Source organism: Bacillus sp. KICET-1 (genome assembly GCF_027721405.1).
Lineage (GTDB): Bacteria > Bacillota > Bacilli > Bacillales > Bacillaceae > Bacillus > Bacillus velezensis.
Map to the genome: position 1 here is coordinate 3,743,453 of NZ_CP113515.1, position 17,134 is coordinate 3,760,586.

Annotated in this window: 21 protein-coding genes; 10 read left to right on the forward strand and 11 right to left on the reverse strand. The window is 38.1% G+C overall.

What is annotated here, in order from left to right; genetic code table 11:
* Nucleotides 1–56: 56 nt before the first annotated feature.
* Nucleotides 57–1,469 (forward strand): MDR family MFS transporter, encoded by a 1,413-nt coding sequence (locus OVA33_RS18675; protein ID WP_017417563.1) that lies wholly within the window; start codon nucleotides 57–59, stop codon nucleotides 1,467–1,469.
* A 99-nt stretch (nucleotides 1,470–1,568) separates the two neighbouring features.
* Here OVA33_RS18675 and OVA33_RS18680 read toward each other — a convergent pair whose 3' ends face one another.
* The 8 genes from OVA33_RS18680 to OVA33_RS18715 all read right to left on the reverse strand — a co-directional run bounded on the left by OVA33_RS18680 (nucleotide 1,569) and on the right by OVA33_RS18715 (nucleotide 6,748).
* Nucleotides 1,569–1,850 carry a putative quinol monooxygenase gene (locus tag OVA33_RS18680; RefSeq protein WP_003154950.1) on the reverse strand — a complete coding sequence of 94 codons (282 nt, stop codon included), beginning with the start codon at nucleotides 1,848–1,850 and terminating at the stop codon, nucleotides 1,569–1,571.
* Between the two features lie 110 nt (nucleotides 1,851–1,960).
* On the reverse strand, nucleotides 1,961–2,881 hold the full coding sequence (gene bla, locus OVA33_RS18685) for a class A beta-lactamase (RefSeq protein WP_106067869.1): 921 nt from the start codon (nucleotides 2,879–2,881) through the stop codon (nucleotides 1,961–1,963).
* A gap of 96 nt (nucleotides 2,882–2,977) precedes the next feature.
* On the reverse strand, nucleotides 2,978–3,214 hold the full coding sequence (locus OVA33_RS20735; protein WP_162495988.1) for a hypothetical protein: 237 nt from the start codon (nucleotides 3,212–3,214) through the stop codon (nucleotides 2,978–2,980).
* 100 nt (nucleotides 3,215–3,314) lie between these two features.
* A complete protein-coding gene (locus OVA33_RS18695) occupies nucleotides 3,315–3,677 on the reverse strand; it encodes a hypothetical protein (RefSeq protein ID WP_063636838.1) in 363 nt (120 codons plus the stop codon).
* Nucleotides 3,678–4,310: 633 nt separating this feature from the next.
* Entirely contained in the window at nucleotides 4,311–4,781 is a 471-nt protein-coding gene (locus OVA33_RS18700) for a hypothetical protein (RefSeq protein ID WP_014417483.1), read from the reverse strand.
* 77 nt (nucleotides 4,782–4,858) lie between these two features.
* Complete coding sequence (locus tag OVA33_RS18705) at nucleotides 4,859–5,188, reverse strand: HIT domain-containing protein (protein ID WP_021494066.1); 330 nt, start codon at nucleotides 5,186–5,188, stop codon at nucleotides 4,859–4,861.
* A 354-nt stretch (nucleotides 5,189–5,542) separates the two neighbouring features.
* Nucleotides 5,543–6,286 carry an alpha/beta fold hydrolase gene (locus OVA33_RS18710; RefSeq protein WP_128974058.1) on the reverse strand — a complete coding sequence of 248 codons (744 nt, stop codon included), beginning with the start codon at nucleotides 6,284–6,286 and terminating at the stop codon, nucleotides 5,543–5,545.
* A 288-nt stretch (nucleotides 6,287–6,574) separates the two neighbouring features.
* Nucleotides 6,575–6,748, reverse strand: coding sequence for a hypothetical protein (locus OVA33_RS18715; protein ID WP_022553538.1), 174 nt, complete (start codon nucleotides 6,746–6,748; stop codon nucleotides 6,575–6,577).
* A gap of 492 nt (nucleotides 6,749–7,240) precedes the next feature.
* Between OVA33_RS18715 and OVA33_RS18720 the strand changes: the two genes are divergently transcribed.
* The 7 genes from OVA33_RS18720 (at nucleotide 7,241) to OVA33_RS18750 (ending at nucleotide 12,987) form a co-directional block, all read left to right on the forward strand.
* Nucleotides 7,241–9,019, forward strand: a complete 1,779-nt coding sequence (locus OVA33_RS18720) for a T7SS effector LXG polymorphic toxin (protein ID WP_025649605.1) — start codon at nucleotides 7,241–7,243, stop codon at nucleotides 9,017–9,019.
* 11 nt (nucleotides 9,020–9,030) lie between these two features.
* Nucleotides 9,031–9,423, forward strand: a complete 393-nt coding sequence (locus OVA33_RS18725; protein WP_014417478.1) for a CDI toxin immunity protein — start codon at nucleotides 9,031–9,033, stop codon at nucleotides 9,421–9,423.
* A gap of 33 nt (nucleotides 9,424–9,456) precedes the next feature.
* Nucleotides 9,457–9,765 (forward strand): hypothetical protein, encoded by a 309-nt coding sequence (locus OVA33_RS18730; RefSeq protein WP_017417555.1) that lies wholly within the window; start codon nucleotides 9,457–9,459, stop codon nucleotides 9,763–9,765.
* Nucleotides 9,766–9,817: 52 nt separating this feature from the next.
* Nucleotides 9,818–10,117 carry a contact-dependent growth inhibition system immunity protein gene (locus OVA33_RS18735; protein ID WP_014417475.1) on the forward strand — a complete coding sequence of 100 codons (300 nt, stop codon included), beginning with the start codon at nucleotides 9,818–9,820 and terminating at the stop codon, nucleotides 10,115–10,117.
* Between the two features lie 484 nt (nucleotides 10,118–10,601).
* Entirely contained in the window at nucleotides 10,602–10,895 is a 294-nt protein-coding gene (locus OVA33_RS18740; RefSeq protein ID WP_017417552.1) for a hypothetical protein, read from the forward strand.
* 1,177 nt (nucleotides 10,896–12,072) lie between these two features.
* Nucleotides 12,073–12,378 (forward strand): YjdJ family protein, encoded by a 306-nt coding sequence (locus tag OVA33_RS18745; RefSeq protein ID WP_017417551.1) that lies wholly within the window; start codon nucleotides 12,073–12,075, stop codon nucleotides 12,376–12,378.
* 60 nt (nucleotides 12,379–12,438) lie between these two features.
* A complete protein-coding gene (locus tag OVA33_RS18750) occupies nucleotides 12,439–12,987 on the forward strand; it encodes a hypothetical protein (protein ID WP_017417550.1) in 549 nt (182 codons plus the stop codon).
* A 1,354-nt stretch (nucleotides 12,988–14,341) separates the two neighbouring features.
* Here OVA33_RS18750 and OVA33_RS18755 read toward each other — a convergent pair.
* Both OVA33_RS18755 and OVA33_RS18760 read right to left on the reverse strand, forming a co-directional pair.
* Entirely contained in the window at nucleotides 14,342–14,737 is a 396-nt protein-coding gene (locus OVA33_RS18755) for a hypothetical protein (RefSeq protein WP_017417548.1), read from the reverse strand.
* Between the two features lie 14 nt (nucleotides 14,738–14,751).
* Nucleotides 14,752–15,063 (reverse strand): hypothetical protein, encoded by a 312-nt coding sequence (locus OVA33_RS18760; protein WP_017417547.1) that lies wholly within the window; start codon nucleotides 15,061–15,063, stop codon nucleotides 14,752–14,754.
* 184 nt (nucleotides 15,064–15,247) lie between these two features.
* On the opposite strand from OVA33_RS18760, the gene OVA33_RS18765 reads away from it, so the two are divergent.
* Nucleotides 15,248–15,472 (forward strand): helix-turn-helix domain-containing protein, encoded by a 225-nt coding sequence (locus tag OVA33_RS18765; RefSeq protein WP_017417546.1) that lies wholly within the window; start codon nucleotides 15,248–15,250, stop codon nucleotides 15,470–15,472.
* Nucleotides 15,473–15,597: 125 nt separating this feature from the next.
* Nucleotides 15,598–15,900 carry a hypothetical protein gene (locus OVA33_RS18770; RefSeq protein ID WP_014417471.1) on the forward strand — a complete coding sequence of 101 codons (303 nt, stop codon included), beginning with the start codon at nucleotides 15,598–15,600 and terminating at the stop codon, nucleotides 15,898–15,900.
* A 77-nt stretch (nucleotides 15,901–15,977) separates the two neighbouring features.
* On the opposite strand, the gene OVA33_RS18775 is transcribed toward OVA33_RS18770, so the two are convergent.
* A protein-coding gene (locus OVA33_RS18775; protein ID WP_099721935.1) for an IS3 family transposase occupies nucleotides 15,978–17,128 on the reverse strand; the annotation gives its coding sequence in 2 pieces (ribosomal slippage) (nucleotides 15,978–16,855 and nucleotides 16,855–17,128; 1,152 coding nt in all).
* Nucleotides 17,129–17,134 lie beyond the last annotated feature (6 nt).

Genomic DNA, 17,134 nt, shown 5'->3' on the forward strand with positions numbered 1-17,134 from the left:
ACTCTATTATTTTGTTGACAAGGAAACAAATACAGCGATTTTGAGAGGAGAATAATATGTCAACACATAAAAGAAAGGAACTTCGGCTGCCAAAAGAAGTTCTCACAGCCGCCTGGGCTATTGCACTGGGAGCAATCGCTCCAATGCTTGACTCTACGATGGTAAACATCGCCATCGACAAACTGACCAAAGACTTCAACACGACATTGGATACCATTCAGTGGTCCGTTACAGGCTATGTCTTAGCACTTGCGATTGCAGTACCCGTATCCGGCTGGCTTATGAACAAATATAACGGTAAGAAAATCTTCATCGGCTCAGTCATCGCCTTTGGTGTCATTTCTGTTTTTGCGGGGATGAGCCGTGACGTTTCCAACTTTATCTTCTTTCGTTTGCTTCAAGGATTCAGCGCCGGCATTATGACTCCGCTTATGTCAACACTCTTGGTTAAAACGGCAGGTCCGGAAAACCTGGGAAAAGTGATGGCAATCGTCAGCACCCCTATGATCTTCGGCCCGATCTTAGGACCTGTCATCGGAGGCTTCATCGTCCAAGGCGCTTCATGGCATTGGATTTTTTACATCAACGTGTTCATCGTTTTGATTGCTGCACCGCTTATGATGAAAACCATTCCAGACTTTGAACCATTCAACAAAGATCGTAAACTCGATATTTTCGGGATTATCAATTTGTCATTAATGAGCGCGGCATTGATTTACGCTATTACAAAAGCGGCGGATCATGCATCATTTAACAATAGCGACACCATTTTATGGGCGGGCATCGGTCTTGTTTCAGCAGCCATTTATCTTGTATATAATCTGATCAAGAAAAACCAAACCGTGCTGCCTATGAATTTGTTTGCAAACAAGAGCTTCTTATCATCTTCGATCGGGTTGTTCTTAGCGAATGTTGCCATCATGGGGCCGATGTTAATACTTCCGCTGTTTTTTCAAAACATTCGTCATTTCACGGCAGTCGGAGCAGCACTCGCTTTAATCCCTCAAGGAGTCGGAATGCTCATGACTCGTCCGCTGATCGGAAAAATGATTGATAAGATCGGTGCGAAATACGTGGTTACGGTCAGTCTTGTTCTTTCGCTGATCGGATCTATCCCGCTTATTTTTATCACCGATAACACAAGTATGATTTGGATTTCCGTCGTATTATTTATCCGCGGCACCAGTTTTGGAGGAATTATGCTCCCATTAATGAGTGACGCTTATACAGGCCTTGACAGCAAGCAGCTTCCGGAAGCGGGTGTCGGTATTCATATGATTGAAAACCTCGGTTCCAGCTTTGGGTCAGCTGTGATCGCAACCGTTACCGCAACTGTCATACAAGGATTGCAGCCGACGATTCCGAACAGTTTAAAAGGCTACCATGCCGGATTCCTAGTATCCGTCATCATCCTTGCGGCCATCTTCATTCCAAGCCTGTTCCTTACCCATAAAAAGACTGCGAAATAAAGAACTTTTCAAAGTAAATAACCCTTGCACAGCAAGGGTTTTAGTGAATGAAACTGATGATCGTTGTCGGCAGAGTCGGCCAACAATAGACAAAGCCTTTTACTCATTCACATTGCTTTTCATTAACCATTCTACTTCCGTTAATTCTTGTTTTTGAACGTCTTTTGTATGTTTTTTCGTAAAATGGACTTTAACAGCTTCTTCGTTTTCCCAAATCTCCCAAAGCATGATTTTGCGTTCTGATGGTTCGAGCGGATGAGCATGGAACTGAATACAGCCTTCTTCTTTGTTCGTTTCTTCCTCAAGTTTTTTGAATTCCTTCATTATTTCATTAAGGTCTTTATCACTGATGATTTTTAAGCATGCCGTTATGTAATGCATCGAAACTCCCCCTCTTCCCATCTTTTTATGGCTTTACATTATAACATCGAAACCGGCATACCGCATTCTCAACAAATAAAAAGCCGTCCATAAAAAATGAACGGCAATGTTTATTTAAGAGCATTAAGAGCGACTTTTGCAGCTTCAGCGATAAGAGCATTATTATAATTGGCATCTTCCGTAAACCGGTTTGACAGGATTGCCAAAACAATTGGGGCTCTGTCAGGCGGCCAAACGATCGCAATGTCGTTTCGTGTGCCGTAGCTTCCGGCTCCGGATTTATCGCCGACTTCCCATCCTGCAGGAGCGCCTGCCCGAATCAGTTCGTCGCCGGTAGCGTTGCCCCGCATCCAATCCGTTAAGATCGTGCGCTTGTCAGTCGTTAGAGTGTTACCCAAAGCGAAAGTCTTAAGATCAGTTGCCAGTGCTTTTGCGGTGCTTGTGTCACGACGATCCCCGGGAATCGCCGAGTTTAGATCCGTCTCGAACCGATCAGCTTTCGTTACATGATCCCCGATCTGTTTCAATGACTTTTCAAAACCTTTAGGGCCGCCAAGCTGCTGCAGCAATAGGTTCCCGGCGGTATTATCGCTGTAACGGACAGCGGCTTCTGAGATTTCTTTCAGGCTCATGCCTGTATCCAGGTGTTTTTCTGTGATTGGAGAATATGTAACTAAATCGTCTTTGCTGTAGCGGATGATGGCATTAAGTTTTTCATTTGAGCTTTTCTTCAGAACAGCAGCTGCGGCCAGAACTTTATAGGTTGATGCGTAAGCAAACCGTTCATTCGGCCGATAAGCAATTGTCTTGTTTGAACCTGTATCAATCGCATAAACCCCAAGCCTGGCATCAAATTTTTTCTCAAGCTGAACAAATTTCTGATTCGTTATACAGCTTGTCATTTTTGTGTCTTCTATAGACTTCGCTTCAGCATGCGCTGAGCCGAATAAAGGATTGAAACCGGTAAAGCTTAAACATAAAAGTCCAATGCATATTCCAACTTGTATTCCCGCTTTATTTTTCACATTCAGGCCTCCTCATTAAAATGATTTTGTATACATCTTCTAATTAACATTACAAACAGGATGAAAGTCAATATATTTCCTGTGAGATGTTGTCCATGACAGTTAGGAAATCAGCTGAAAATTTAATTGAAAACACCCCTGAATCTCTTCAATGGATAGTGTTTCTTCCGGCAGATATTTCGAGAAAAACCCGTGTGATACAGCGTTTGGTTTCTTGCCGGAGCCGCCCTGCGGCACCAGATTCGTATCATTCAGCCCGCCGCCGCTGTGCTTCTTGTATACGCCGGCCGTGTATGTCGCGGCATTCGTAAAACACCCGGCCGCTCTACCCGAATTCATTTTGCCATCTGGACCAAGCCGCGGAAGCAGGCGGCGCAACGGCCGCCGCTCCCATAAGTAACACAACTGATAAATGATTGACTGAATAATTTTTTCACCGTCATTGCTTCCCCTGTTTTTTGTATTCTGCGATTTCCTTAGGGGTAGCCTTCCGGACTCCGTCTGCGTCTGTCCTGTTTGCCACTTGAACGCCTTCCATGTTTTTTATCTCGCTGACTATTCCCAAATGCTCTAAATACACATGATCACCAATCTTGAAACGATTCTGTTTGGCCCGCTCCTCGGTCATGCTCCTGTATTCAGCCGCAGCTTTCATTTTTAATTCAGCCAGACACATTTGACAAAGGGTTACTGTTACAGAATTGCCGTTAAAATCAGTAAACGAAACCGATCTGACAGATTCCTTTCCCGGGTGCATCGTGCATGTTTTCTTCATAGGCGATGGCCGTGTAAATTCAATCATTCCGCTTCCTCCTCAAAAAAAGTCTTTTCGTCCCTCTGACATAACTCGGATGAATGGGAAGTTCCATACACCCGCATTCGAACTGTCACAACACATGGAGATTGCCTTTCCTTCGCCGTCTGACGGATTTTCATACATCTTTCATAGCTGTAAGCCTATATTCCTTTATATTCCCAATGCCCGCCGCATTTCCCTGTTATGATGAAGTTTTTAAAGCTGTTGACCAGTTGCCCAGGTTGATTCCATGCGGAAAGCAGTTTGGGCCGCCGTATCCTAATTCATTCGGGTAAATTTCAGCCCTCTAATATGTGTGTGTATGCTTTTTAAAGGAAGTGCGTCACATGATGTTCTAACAACCGATTCAACCTGAACAAAGTGATTTAGTCGACAAAAAGATTGCCGAGAACAAAAAGAACGGTGAATCTAAAAACAATTGATCTTACTGAATATGAATTGCTCGTCAACGCATATTCCAAATTAATAAGATAAATAAAAATAGACCCCCTCAAAGTTAATGGTGAGGGGGTCTTGAGTATGCGGCCGATATTTCTTTATTGAACTCCAAACGAAGAGATGCAAAAATGGATTGAAGAGGTGATGATTTTGCCGCCATGTTAATGTACAAATATTTAATTAATACTGTATCAGTTTATTCAATATGTTAATTTTACTTTGATCTTTATTACTCTTCTTTGTTCTTCTATATCCATCTAATAAAGACATATTATAAACCTTGAGGTAATCATCAATAGTCAGCAAATGATATTTGGCTCCGTCATCTTCAAAAACCCCTAGGTTATGATAATCTACATCTGCAAATGGTTTTAAATCCTCAATGTAAGCAATGCCTATTTTAGTATTAGTTTTCCTAAATTCATGCTCATGTAAATCAACCAATTTATATCCTTGCAGTTCCATAATTTTTTTAAGTTTTTCCCACTTTTCCTCTAAAAATATTAAAGGAATAAGGATGTCAATATCTTCTGGTGAAAAGTTCAACCCAGTTACCTTTTCAAGACCTAAAGAGCCATATAATAATGGAGTAATGTCTAACTCTTTATTAAGAGTTTTAGCTATATTTATAAATTCATTATACAATTTCATTTTATATCCTCAATTTTTGGCTATTTACTGCTCCTTGGAGTTTCTTTGGAATTTATTTTCACTTTAAAAGGATTCTTTTATCTCAATGGATCTCCTGAAGCTATATGCCAATGCAGATGCTTTGAATCCTGATAATCTCCTAAGTTTGTAAGCACCCTGCAAGAACCACTTTCTTTTGTCACCTTCGCTGCAACCTTTTTAATCACACCCAGCAACTCGAGTAAAAGTTCATTGTCGTCTTCTTCCAAAGTGATTAAAGAAGAGATATGTTTTTTAGGAATAGCAACAATATGCACCGGCCAAAAAGGTCTTGTATGATGATACGCCAATACATTCTCGGTTTCTAAAACTTTATTTACTTTTGTTTTTCCGCTTAATACTTCATCGCAATAAAAGTCTTCTGTCAATCATTAATCCCCCTTACTTTTTAGCTTTGATCATCATAATCAATATACAAATTCACCCAATGCTCTGCTTTATTTTTCACCTTTCTCATTAAAATAAGAGAACCACAATAAACTTATGAACCCAGCAGCTCCTATAATTGCAGATATAATGTAAGTCCAATTAAGTAAATCCATAAGCTTTCTCCTCTAAGAAATAATGTCTAAATAAAATGTTTACTCTTTATCGTATTGCTTTATAGAATTTTCCATTCCGTGCAATCCAGCCGCTTTTGATACGGTGTTTAAGGATTGCTACCTATTCTAACCAATACAAGACTGCCCTCATCTACTGCTTTTAGAGTTTTTAAACTAAACTTATTTTTGTATCTCTTTCAATGTATCTTTAATAATGTCAACAATAATCTGGGGTTGATCAACATGTAGACCGTGTGATGCATTCTTCACAACAATATGTTTGCTATTTGTTGATAAACGCAGAAAGTCTCTTTGAAATAGATTCCACGCAGCGAAGGATTCAGTTGTATGATAAGACTGTAAACCAGCGCTGACAACTATAAGTGGAATATCTCCTAATGATGTGCATTTGTCTATTTGTTCAAAACTATCTTGAATTTCACTTAAAGAACCTTCTACCGAAAATTGATTAAGGTAAAGAGATCTTGTTTCTTCACTGAATAGTGGCGGCATAATTTTGTTTTGATCTTCATGGCAGGAATCTAAGAGAATAACCGCTGCTACTTCTTCTGGATATGTACAAGCATATAACCTTACATTTGCTCCTCCAAATGAATGCCCTACGAGCATATATGGTGGTTTAATATTCGCATTTTGTAAAAGGGTACGAAGATTTTCAACAGACTGCTTGCTGTCTTTTGGTCTATCGTCTTTTTCACTTTTTCCTAAACCTGCTCTATCGTAGATGAAAAATTGCGCAAATTTTGAAATTTCACCTTTTATAGGGTCCCAAGAAGCAGAAGGGCATCCGTACCCTGATTCAAATATGACTGTAATGTTTTCATTTTGCCTTTCAAAAAATTCGTAATAAAGCTTAATACCACCAATATCTTGCATATTGCCAGTATTGGTAATTTTACTCATACAAAAACCCCCAGTGTTTAATCATTAGATTTATAGGTTAAAACGGGGCATTCTGTCTCTGATTTTTTTAGTCAAATGCCATCCATCTCATTCCAATAAACTCTTCTTCTCTAAAAAATACTTCTTTTAAACCCTTATCATCACTTAGAACACTATATGCTACCCCAGAAATCGGGACTCTCTATGTAATAATGGGTATTCATCTAATCTGTCATTTTTTAAAATATTAGTTAAGACATTTATCATTGTTCACATCTCTCTTTGTCTAGAGTAAAGACGTGTTTAAACTTAAACCATTTGAAACACGGCATACAATGCAACTTCAGCTACAAGCAAATAAATCATATATCTAGCATAATTGAATACATCTTCATCAGTATTTTTCTCTTTTTTAAAAGTCCATGCAAATAAACCTAATACAGTTGCCACTAATGCGATTTCTATTATTGTTAATATTGACATACCTTCCTCCTAAAAAGAACAGGGTAAATAGACTTATGTTAATTTTCATTCAATTAAGTCTCTTCAGTCAGGATTTATCTTATAAAAACTTTCCACTTCTTCATGTTCATCACATTCAATGAGTTCAAAGCTGCCCGGTACATTATACATTATTTTCCGTTAATATATCAATTCCGGTTAATAAATCACCTGCATCTTGAATTACGCCATTTTCATCTTTTACACACTACAATTCATTATCTAAAAATATGTTCCAGCCTTTTTAACCGGCTTAATCTTTCCAATTCACTTAATTCAAACGCTGCCGAGTAATTCCCTACACTCCGGTTTCTCATCCATAAGCTCTCTTCTCAAATGCTTAATCACATAATTACAAGGACAAAGAAGTGGGTCAAATGATTCATTTTACCATTTTAGATAGTACATTGACCTTATTCCTCATTCTTCCATGGTAATATCTTGTTGAAGTATTTCGAATGAAAGGATATGGTCATGAAAGTTTTCGAAGCAACCACCCTCCTCGCTGCCGCCAAACAACGCGCAAACGAATACAAAGAACTCCGCAACCAAATGGTCAATCTAAAAAAAGCCTTTCAAGGCATGGCTGATCTCGGTGACAGCGACTTCTCAGGCCGGGGCGCTGACAATATCAAAGCGTTTTTCAAGGACCACGCCGGCGTCACAGACAGCTGGCTTGATCTGATCGATATGAAAATCGCATTTCTCACAAGCCTTCCCGGCAAGGTCGAAGACGCCGGACTTTCCAATTCGCATGTGGAGGAATCATTTCTGGAGCACGAGCTCACCCACGCCCTTAGTAAATCAAAGGCGATTATGGAAGAGCAGAAAAAGGACATGGGGTCCATCCTCGGAGAGATCGAAGGCATCATCTCGCTCGAATTGTTTTCAACCGAAAGCACAGATCAGAAGCTTTCTTCAGCTGACAAAAAAAGAAGCGAAACGATACATAAACTCGGCAAACTTGATCACGATCTAACGAAAGAATACGCAGAAACCGAAGCGAACGAACAGTTCATCCAAGCTGACTTCCAGAAACTTCAAAACGCCACGGGCAAAGGAAAAGGTGCCACGCCGCTTCACTACAACGCTAAGGCGTACCGTGAAAGCGACATACATAAGAAAAAAGGCGATATCGCAAGACATTCGGATGCCTATTTGACGATTAAAAAGGAAGAAGCGAAAGAGCGTGAAATCAAGGATCTGAAGAAAAAGCTGGCTGATGGCGTAACCGACCCGGATGAATACTTAGAAATCGCCAAAAAGGTTGGCTATGAGAATCTCACCCCTGAACAGCTTGAATTTGTTTCATTTCTGGAACAGCGTAAAGCTTTCATGGATAACGGAAAAGAAGCATTGCAAATCATAGGTGATGGCGCCAAAGGTCTGCTTGTTGGTGTATACGATCTTGCCAAGGATACCGGTGAAGGAGCACTTCAACTCGGACGGAATATCGGTTGGACAATTGACAACTTAAACAAAGATCCTCAAAAAGTTCTGGATACTGTTCTGGAATATGACTATCTAGGTGTCTTTCAAAGTATGGTTGACACATTGAAGGATGATTGGGATAAAAAGATGATTCACGGCGATGCATATACACGGATGCACTATGTTACTTACCTGGGCGGAAGTCTTCTGTTATTGAAAGGCGGAAAGTCCTCTGTCTCAACAGGCTCAAAAGATCTTGCTAAAGTTGGCGGCACAATTAAGAAAGGCGGAAAGTCTGTAAAACAGTTTTACAAATCTCCTGTCAATCGGTATACTCCTGCATTAGAAGGAATCCTTCAAGATGCTGAGCATACTATTAACGTAAAAAATACACCACTCCTAAAAGGAATAGCCGATTCCACTAAAGATAGGGTACTCTTTAAATCAATCAATGGTAAGTCATCAAAAAACAAGGCAGTTAAAAAAGGCCTTTCCAAAAAATCAAGAGAAGTTGCGCTTCCAAAGGTAGACACATATGAACAAGCTAGAAATGAGGCGCTAAATCTAATTGGTGATTTAGGAATAGATTCAAAGCCTTTTATAGGTACTTTATCTAAAAGCGCAGGCTTTGGTAAAGTTACTGGCCGAATGTCTGAAGATAATAAAGTCCTTTGGAGATTAGATTATGATCCCGAAAAGGGACCTCATATAAATGTTGAGGATTATAGAAATGGAAAAGGAGATAAGGCAAAGAAATATTATATACCTTTTAACGGAAACGAAGATACTTATAAATCCCTTTTAAAACATTTAAATAAATAGGAAGTGTTAATATGACCTTATACGAAGAATGTCTAGAAGCTCTTGGAGATAACAAAGAAGTCCTCACTATTTCTGAGACACGTAAATATCATGAGCATCTTGGCGAAAGTTTCCCCTTCACATCATGGGGAAGAATTAAATGGGATGAAGTAACTTATCACAGATCTATTGATTACGCTGAAGATATTGATGAATGGTTAGTTGAGAATAAAATAGATAATAAAACTGTTATTCTCCTTTGGGCTTACGGTGATTATCCAGCTGTAAAAACCAGCTTAGACAACGCCTTAAACGTAATTGATGATGTAACTGCTGTAGGTTCAGATACCTTCATGTTCAGCGAATCTGGTTATGTTATTGAATTTTTCCATGATGGAGATGTAACAATAGGAAAAGCAATATGAAAATATTAGCCCTTCTTAGTTAAGAGAATCAATATGAATTTAGAGAAAAAAATGAAAGATATATTAATTAAAAGAAAAAAACTTAATCTTAATGATGACTATGGCATTCAAAAAAGTTGGGATGAAATAATTGAAGTGCTTTCAGAAAACGAAGAAAATACAATCAGCTATCTAGAAAATTGTAATAAAGCAGATTTATATTGGGTCAGTGAGGTATTTGAAGATTTAGCTGAAAGTTTGCACAGTAAAGAACTTATTAATTGTTTAAAAAAATTAGATGAAAAGTGCCCTGACTTAGAAATGACAAACGATATTGATATAGCAGAAAGTTATATAGAATAACGATACGCACCATTTCTCAGATTTGAAGTTCATTTCTTGGTGGTGATAAGTAATGATTGAAATTAAAGTTTCTGATCCTGTATTTAGATTTCTCGGTGGACATTTCCACCAAGGAATAGAGTCTCCGGCAAATGCACTTGATAAATATTTAAATGAAGCATCACAAAAACTAAAAGAAAGAGATTTAATAGCACTAACTGAGTTTGTAAATAGTGATTATTCAGAAGAAGACAAGAATGAATTTATAGAGGAAGCAGCGGATGGCATATACTTTCCTGAAGATGATATAACTCCATTAGAATGGCTTAAGCAAGTCACTGAACAAATTAAAAAACACCTTAAAACAACATAGTTAGAAAAAGAGCCCTCTTATAAGAAGGGCTTCTTTTATAATTTCAATTTCACTTCTAGCTCCGCTTTCGTTTTTAGTCCGTAAATGCCGTATGTCTTCAAAACAAACATGGACTGAATCGTTCGACCGCATTTTTGATGACAGATAAATTGAAGTGGTATAAACTGCAGAAAAAGAGGGTAATAAAAAAACCCATAATAATGGACTTAATAATGCTAACATGCTACTAATATCTTCTCTTCCAAGAGATTTATATAAAGGACTTAATTTATATTCTCCCAATCACATTTTATGGGATTTTTACCTTCTCTCTGATGAACAAAAAGTCGCTAAACCATATCGGCTGTATTAGATGTAGAGATGTATATTAATAAAGATGGCTCAATAGCTACTGCATATCCTTTATATAAAAAACCAAGGGAATGATTGAATTTATTATGGAATATTATTTGAATGTAAAAGAGACCATTTAGGATACTTACGAGTGGTTCTCCCTGCAGAGTTAGAATACTTTTCTGATTTCATTGAAGACATTGTTTCGGTAGATGAAGCTGATGAATACTTGAAAATGATTCAAGATGTATTGGATGGTTCTTCTGAAGAATATGAGATTCAACTAAATACAACCATTGCATATATAAAAGAAGATCAAACAGTCATAGAACACCTTTATACAGAAAATGAAAACGATAGAAGCTCCATGGAGACAGTAAAATACAAAAAACTTATACTCGACTGGAGAGACAAGATCCCCCAAAGGTATAAGAGTGATGATTGAAACTTTAGGTCCCTTGAAATTCAAGGGACCTTTTTATTACTTTAATACCGCTTCAAGTTTCACTTTGTTTTCGATCCGCAGTTACTATCTGGAGAACTCATTAGGAACGGTCTGACGAATTTTTGGTTTTCAGTGCATAATAGCAATCAATGCCATTTCCTTGCCCTTCTTACTGGAATAATGTAAGCCTCTAGAGCTGTTTCAATAAAAAATAAAAAACCCTTGCTGCGCAAGGGTTTCGGCTATGATTCCGACTGGGCTCGAACCAGCGACCTCTACCCTGTCAAGGACGAGACACGTATTCTGAATAATCTTTAACAATCCTAAAAAATCGCCTAAACCCTTGTCATATCAAGCTTCATGGGATTTAGTTTCCTGATTGATATTTGTTGTTTCTAAGTAGTTTAAAATGTTTGTGTGACTCCGTGGTGACACAAAAAGACCCGCAGCACAATGTGTTATGGAGTAACAAAACAGGACTCCATCCATGCCCTCAGAATTATAGGAGTGTACATCAACATACCTTCACCTTGAGGGTATGTAAAAGAAATCGTTAAATCCAACTTTGGATTAAAGCATTGACCCAAATCAAATTGAGTTAGGTTTGAAAGAGAGCGCAATTTTGCGACGGCATATCTGACTGGGCAAAACATCTATCCAGCTTCTGACGTCGTGAAATGCGACTCCAGCCCGCTATTTCATATGTTAGAGATACTGGCAGGTCTTCAAGCATCTCAGTTTGTCTCTTATTACAATTTGTAACAAGATCGCATTGGCCTTTCGGAATTTCCGAAAATCATTTTAGAGTTGATCACGCAAATTTTGCCTGATCATATTGAGTTTTGAATTAGTTCGTGCCAATTTGGCACAATCAAACGATACTGTTTAGTCGTTCACATTATGAACGAGCTCTATACTTACTCATCGGAAATTTAGAGAACGGACTTTTCCGTTTTCTAAAATATATCCAGGAGACAATTTGTCCGTTTGCTCTATGGTTTGAAAGATTACTTCGATTCTTTTGACACCTTAAAAATTGTTTATTATTCTTTATTGTGGTAAAATAATGCTTGGTTTTCTCTGGATGTTAATCAATTAGTATACAAGACTTTAAGTAATGAATTCTATTCTCTTTTCAACATAGAAAACAAATTGTTATGATTTGGAGGCATTAAATTTGAAGAAAATACTTTTAGTTGTTCAACTTGGATTGTCTTTTCTGATCTTTCTATCTTTAATTGCTGTGAATTGGTATCAAGGAAGTGAACTTGCTTCAGATATATTCGAGTGGAACTATACAGCTAAGTTCTCCAAACTATTTAATGGGGTTGATAAAATCACCAGCCCAGATCAAATTTCTCAATTAGATTTTTTCATTTACTCTGCTAAACACTATCCAGTGGTTACCACTTTAATGATATGTTCATTTATTTATGTTCTGATATCACTCTTCTTCCTATTAAAAACATTGAAAAACAAATAGATAATATATGACATATGTGGTATAATTTCCTCGTAATAACTACATATGGAGGTAAAAACATTGAAAAAAGCTTTATTTTTAACTTTCTTTGTCGGTTTGTTGATTTTTGGCTCTCTAACCCCTATTTCTGCTAGTGCAGAAGAATCAAAAGGAACTAACACCCCAGCTTCAGCTCAAGTAGAGTATTATGATGCAAACAATAAACTTGTAAGTGTAGAGAGCTATACGGAAGAAAAGCAAGCTACAAGCACACCTTCTACAAAATTCTTTTCATTGGCTGCATCCAAAAAAGGTGTTTCGTATTATGATTTCGGTAAGACGACTTTCTCAAACTATATTTGGGTAAAAGGTGGATACGCCTTCAAAAACCCTGGTGCTATGTCTATAGAATTAAATAATAGACCTAAACAATTTGAAGTAAGAATGTATGCTTCTAATAAAAAAACTTACATTGGTAAAGGTGTAGCTAAGAATGCATCTGGGTGGGTTCCATTTGATTGGAGATCACTTAGAAAAAAAGGAAGTTCATACACTTTTAAACTAGTGAGTGCCGCCAATTCTGGAAAAATCACTGTAAACAATGGAACTCTTGAATACAATGTTAACTAAATTAAAGTGGTTGAGAAGAAGCAGGTTATACTTGCTTCTTCTTTTATTGGCTAAGATTATTATTTTTAAAAACTCACAAACTCCCCTTATACTCATTCAGCAGCGTTCTTCTTTTCGCTCAGTTGTAGATCATATTGTACCGTATTCTCGCCTGTCTTCGTTGGGATATTGTTAACGTCTTATCTCCCATCATCTTGAGAAACATTTCTAAGTCCTCATGCTCCTTTTTGGTTACAGTCACTTTCAATCGCTTTAACCTCCATTCATCGTCAAAACTTTTGTTATTTGTCTTGACTTTTCTTTTAATTTTTTGCTTGATTGGTTGAGACTGTGGACAACGGCTGGACAAGTTGTCTGCCTGAATTTGCTTGTAAAAAAAATAAACAAACTCAGGCAGGCGACTGAAACTTGATTGTATATCCACTTGTGGTATCCGTGTGTTCACCCTATTTGCCGTTGGTTATTCCCCAAACAAGCCTACTGTGTCAAGTGTCCCTAACAGGTTCTCAAAGCTCTAATCTGAGCCCTGATACTTGTGGCTTGTCCTGCATCGTCAGAAACGATACACCCTTCCTTCGTCAGCACTTAATGGCAGCTTTCGCCTTTCAGATGCATGTGTAAATAGGGAAACACAGAAGGCATCCTATCCTCATTTTTTGCGTCGGCTGAGTCACTACCCTGTCAAGTTTTACGTGTGTTAGAGCATTCCACGGCAGTCTCTTTCGTTGCCACTTGTGGCGATGGCGCCATATTGGAGCCTTCGAAAAAAGGCATCACTAAAGACAACACCTTAATTCAGGAGCATAGACTGACTGTATTCAGTTTTAAGGGGCTCGCAAAACGCTACCCCCTTGATAATAATCCGATTGTAGTAATACAGGGTCTGCAGAGGACAGGGAATACCTCTCCCCGTCCTCACTGTCTATTCAATCGTCTGCTTTCCACACCGTGAAGATATCGACATACTCACTCTTACAGAAAGCAAGCTCACTGACTTCAGATACCATACATTCAATCACATCAACGGTAGGACATTTCTTGATAATCCACTCTATGATTGAATAAAGATGATCTTTGTAATTGCATGTAAACCTTTCTTTTAGCAATTTATTTCGCCTATCATATGCTTTAAATTCATAAGTGGTATATGTGTTTTTCATTTCAGTTATCCCCTTGATTAAATTGTTATGTTTAAATACAATGGGAGTGTACTAACCCATCAGATTAGGAGAGTGCTGGTGACACTCTTCCTAATCATCCAAACCACGCTATGCACAATATGCTTAAAGCTGGTACAACTACGATCAATCCCCCAAATACAACCTGACAGAAACGTTCATTATGTAATTCTGTTTTATTCATGGTCTTCCACTTCTTCTGCATATGAATCTTCATCTATGTAAAACACATTGTTTGTGACAGTTGGGATAACTGTTTTACCTCCCCCCATATCCAACATGATATGAGGGAAATCAACGCCCATTTCTCCTGTCTGTTCTAACGCTTCAATTGCATCTTGTTCATCCTCCGCATCAAGTTCAACACAAACAGGTATTGTCATATCTGTGAAGATTTTGAAACGCTTTTTAGGCTTTCCATCGTCGTATGTTTCAATGAAGTTGTTTTCTTCTTCGAACATCTTCCCTCTGAAGTAATTGAAATGATTCGTCATTTCCTCGATACGCTCTTCGTTTGTGATTGCTCCTAAGCTTGCTACATTAGTTCCTACAGTGTGACGGTTAATTTGCATTGTCGTTATCCCCTTTAGTAAGTTTTGTTTTTATCAAGAATCTGATAGCCTTCCGGTGTAACAAGCTCCCTATTGTCAATGAGAGCATCCCATAATCGTGTGCTGAGCAACTTATCAATTACTGCATTTGTTAAGCTTCTGAGGTTTTTGTATTTGATGTCTTCGGCCAAGAAAACTGAATGGATGCTGTCGTATTTCCCATCCTTCCTTTTAAGAACTTGATACAAATGTACTTGACCATCTTCGCCAGAAACGGCGAAATGCTTGTAAAACAACATTGCTGGAAAGTCACCCAAATCACTTCTACGGATAATTATGTGTTTCATTTTTTCACCTTCAGTTTATTAATTTGATTATTTGTTTCTTTTATTAATTTATTGTTTTGTTTCTAAACATAGTATAGTTCTATTAAAAAACAAAGTCAAGCGTTTATTGAAGAAAATGTTCTAAAAATAAACAGATTGACAAATAATATGTTATAATTAAGAAAATGGACGTTTGAGGTGCTTTATGAAATTAAGACCAAGTTATAAACCAATGGAGATTACTCTTATCAAAAAGGATTTAAAAAAAGTTGACCTTAGAAGCCATGTAGACGTTTCATCTGCAACTTTGGCTAAAATGTCTAAAGGTGAGCCTGTGTCCCTTTCAGCAATAATAAAGATTTGTGAATATCTTGAGTGTGACTTACACGATGTTGTTGAATTAATTGAGGTTGAAGATACAGAGTCTTAAGCAAAAGTATTGCTTTTATTTTTTTCAAATTCGTTAAACAAAACCATTGAAATATTCGATTGTCCATAATGTGGACAATCAAAAGTATTGCGATTGCTGTTATACTGTACGGAGAGGTGAACGGGATGGAAAACAACATGCTTCAAGCGATATTAGATGAGATTAAGAAAATTGATAACAAAATTGATGGCGTGGCTTCTGATTTGAAGTCATTTAAAAAAGAGATGCACGAATTTAAAGAGGAAATGAATGAATTCAGAGAAGATACAAAGAAGGAATTCAATCAGATTAATGTTAAGTTAGACCGCCTTGAAGAGAACCAGCCAAAAGATATTACGGCTCACCTTAAACACATACAGAACGTAGATAATAAAACAGAGCTATTGAATAAGCGATTATTTGATGTTGAAAGTCGATTGAAAAACTGATTGCCACAAATGACAATAAAAAAGCCCCTCACAATTTGGGACTGACCCCTGTTTTTGAGACAGGGATCAAAACACCTTCATACAGCCAATTGCCGATATTGTATCGGCGATTGGCTGTTTAGTTTCGTTTGAATACGAATATTGTTATAATAATGAATGTATTCTATGGCAGTGCGTTCTACGATGGTCGTCGTAGTTCGATCAATGCTGTTAAGATAGAACGTTTCAGACTTTAGTGAGGAATGAAACGATTCGATGGAGGCATTATCAGCGGGCGTCCCTTTGCGGGACATGCTCATGGTAATGCCTTTTGTTTTAACAGCTTTCTGATACTCATAAGATGTATAAACAGAACCTTGGTCACTATGTAACACGCAGTTCTCTGGCAGTGCGGGCAGCTGATCAAGTGTGTGTAAGACAAAGTCTGTGTCCTGTCTATCGCCAATTGTAAAAGCAATCACTTCTCCATTGTATAAATCCAATATACTGGAAAGATACAATTGTTTCTGCCCATAAGGCAAATATGTGATATCCGTTACTAGCTTTTCCAGAGGGCGTTCAGACTGAAAGTTTCGATCCAATATATTCTCGGCCACGGCATATGGCTGCCCATCTTTCTTGCGCTTTTTCACCTTAACCCGGCATTGCCACTGATTCTTCTGCATAATGCGCTGAACCGTTTTATGATTCACACGCATTCCCTTTTTTAATATGGCTGTGATTTTCCGATAGCCATATCGAAACTTGTGTTCTCGGCACAACGTGCCGATTTGTTTTTCTAAATGGTATTTAGGGTTATCTTTCATCAGATTCTTCTTCCAACGATAATAAGATGCTCGTGAGATACCTAAATGAATACAGATATCCTGTATGGTCATTGTGCCGCGCAATGCTTCTACAAGCTCGACTGGCGTTTCGCTATCAGCTTCCTTTCCAATTCGTTGCACTTTTTTAAAACTTCATTCTGTTGTCTCAGATAACGATTTTCTGCCTGCAGTTTCTCTAATTCGGAAGAATACTCCGGGCCTTTTCCGTAAGTGTATTGCTTTCCGACAGGCTGTTCGAATCGATGTGTATCCCCAGTCTTATGCCATCTAACCCATGTCTGAACCTGTGTCTTATTCTTAATATTCAATTCCTGCATGATCTCTTTCATAGGCACGCCTGCCAATCTCATTTCTACAGCCTTCTGTTTCACTTCAACCGGATAACTCACTCTTGTCCCCATAGAAAA

What these genes read in the sequence shown, in the direction of transcription:
- OVA33_RS18675 (WP_017417563.1), top strand. Translation starts at nt 57, where the DNA reads ATGTCAACACATAAAAGAAAGGAACTTCGGCTGCCAAAAGAAGTTCTC.
- OVA33_RS18680 (WP_003154950.1), bottom strand. Translation starts at nt 1,850, where the DNA reads ATGCATTACATAACGGCATGCTTAAAAATCATCAGTGATAAAGACCTT.
- OVA33_RS20735 (WP_162495988.1), bottom strand. Translation starts at nt 3,214, where the DNA reads ATGAATTCGGGTAGAGCGGCCGGGTGTTTTACGAATGCCGCGACATAC.
- OVA33_RS18695 (WP_063636838.1), bottom strand. Translation starts at nt 3,677, where the DNA reads ATGATTGAATTTACACGGCCATCGCCTATGAAGAAAACATGCACGATG.
- OVA33_RS18700 (WP_014417483.1), bottom strand. Translation starts at nt 4,781, where the DNA reads ATGAAATTGTATAATGAATTTATAAATATAGCTAAAACTCTTAATAAA.
- OVA33_RS18710 (WP_128974058.1), bottom strand. Translation starts at nt 6,286, where the DNA reads ATGAGTAAAATTACCAATACTGGCAATATGCAAGATATTGGTGGTATT.
- OVA33_RS18715 (WP_022553538.1), bottom strand. Translation starts at nt 6,748, where the DNA reads ATGTCAATATTAACAATAATAGAAATCGCATTAGTGGCAACTGTATTA.
- OVA33_RS18720 (WP_025649605.1), top strand. Translation starts at nt 7,241, where the DNA reads ATGAAAGTTTTCGAAGCAACCACCCTCCTCGCTGCCGCCAAACAACGC.
- OVA33_RS18725 (WP_014417478.1), top strand. Translation starts at nt 9,031, where the DNA reads ATGACCTTATACGAAGAATGTCTAGAAGCTCTTGGAGATAACAAAGAA.
- OVA33_RS18730 (WP_017417555.1), top strand. Translation starts at nt 9,457, where the DNA reads ATGAATTTAGAGAAAAAAATGAAAGATATATTAATTAAAAGAAAAAAA.
- OVA33_RS18735 (WP_014417475.1), top strand. Translation starts at nt 9,818, where the DNA reads ATGATTGAAATTAAAGTTTCTGATCCTGTATTTAGATTTCTCGGTGGA.
- OVA33_RS18755 (WP_017417548.1), bottom strand. Translation starts at nt 14,737, where the DNA reads ATGCAAATTAACCGTCACACTGTAGGAACTAATGTAGCAAGCTTAGGA.
- OVA33_RS18760 (WP_017417547.1), bottom strand. Translation starts at nt 15,063, where the DNA reads ATGAAACACATAATTATCCGTAGAAGTGATTTGGGTGACTTTCCAGCA.
- OVA33_RS18765 (WP_017417546.1), top strand. Translation starts at nt 15,248, where the DNA reads ATGAAATTAAGACCAAGTTATAAACCAATGGAGATTACTCTTATCAAA.
- OVA33_RS18770 (WP_014417471.1), top strand. Translation starts at nt 15,598, where the DNA reads ATGGAAAACAACATGCTTCAAGCGATATTAGATGAGATTAAGAAAATT.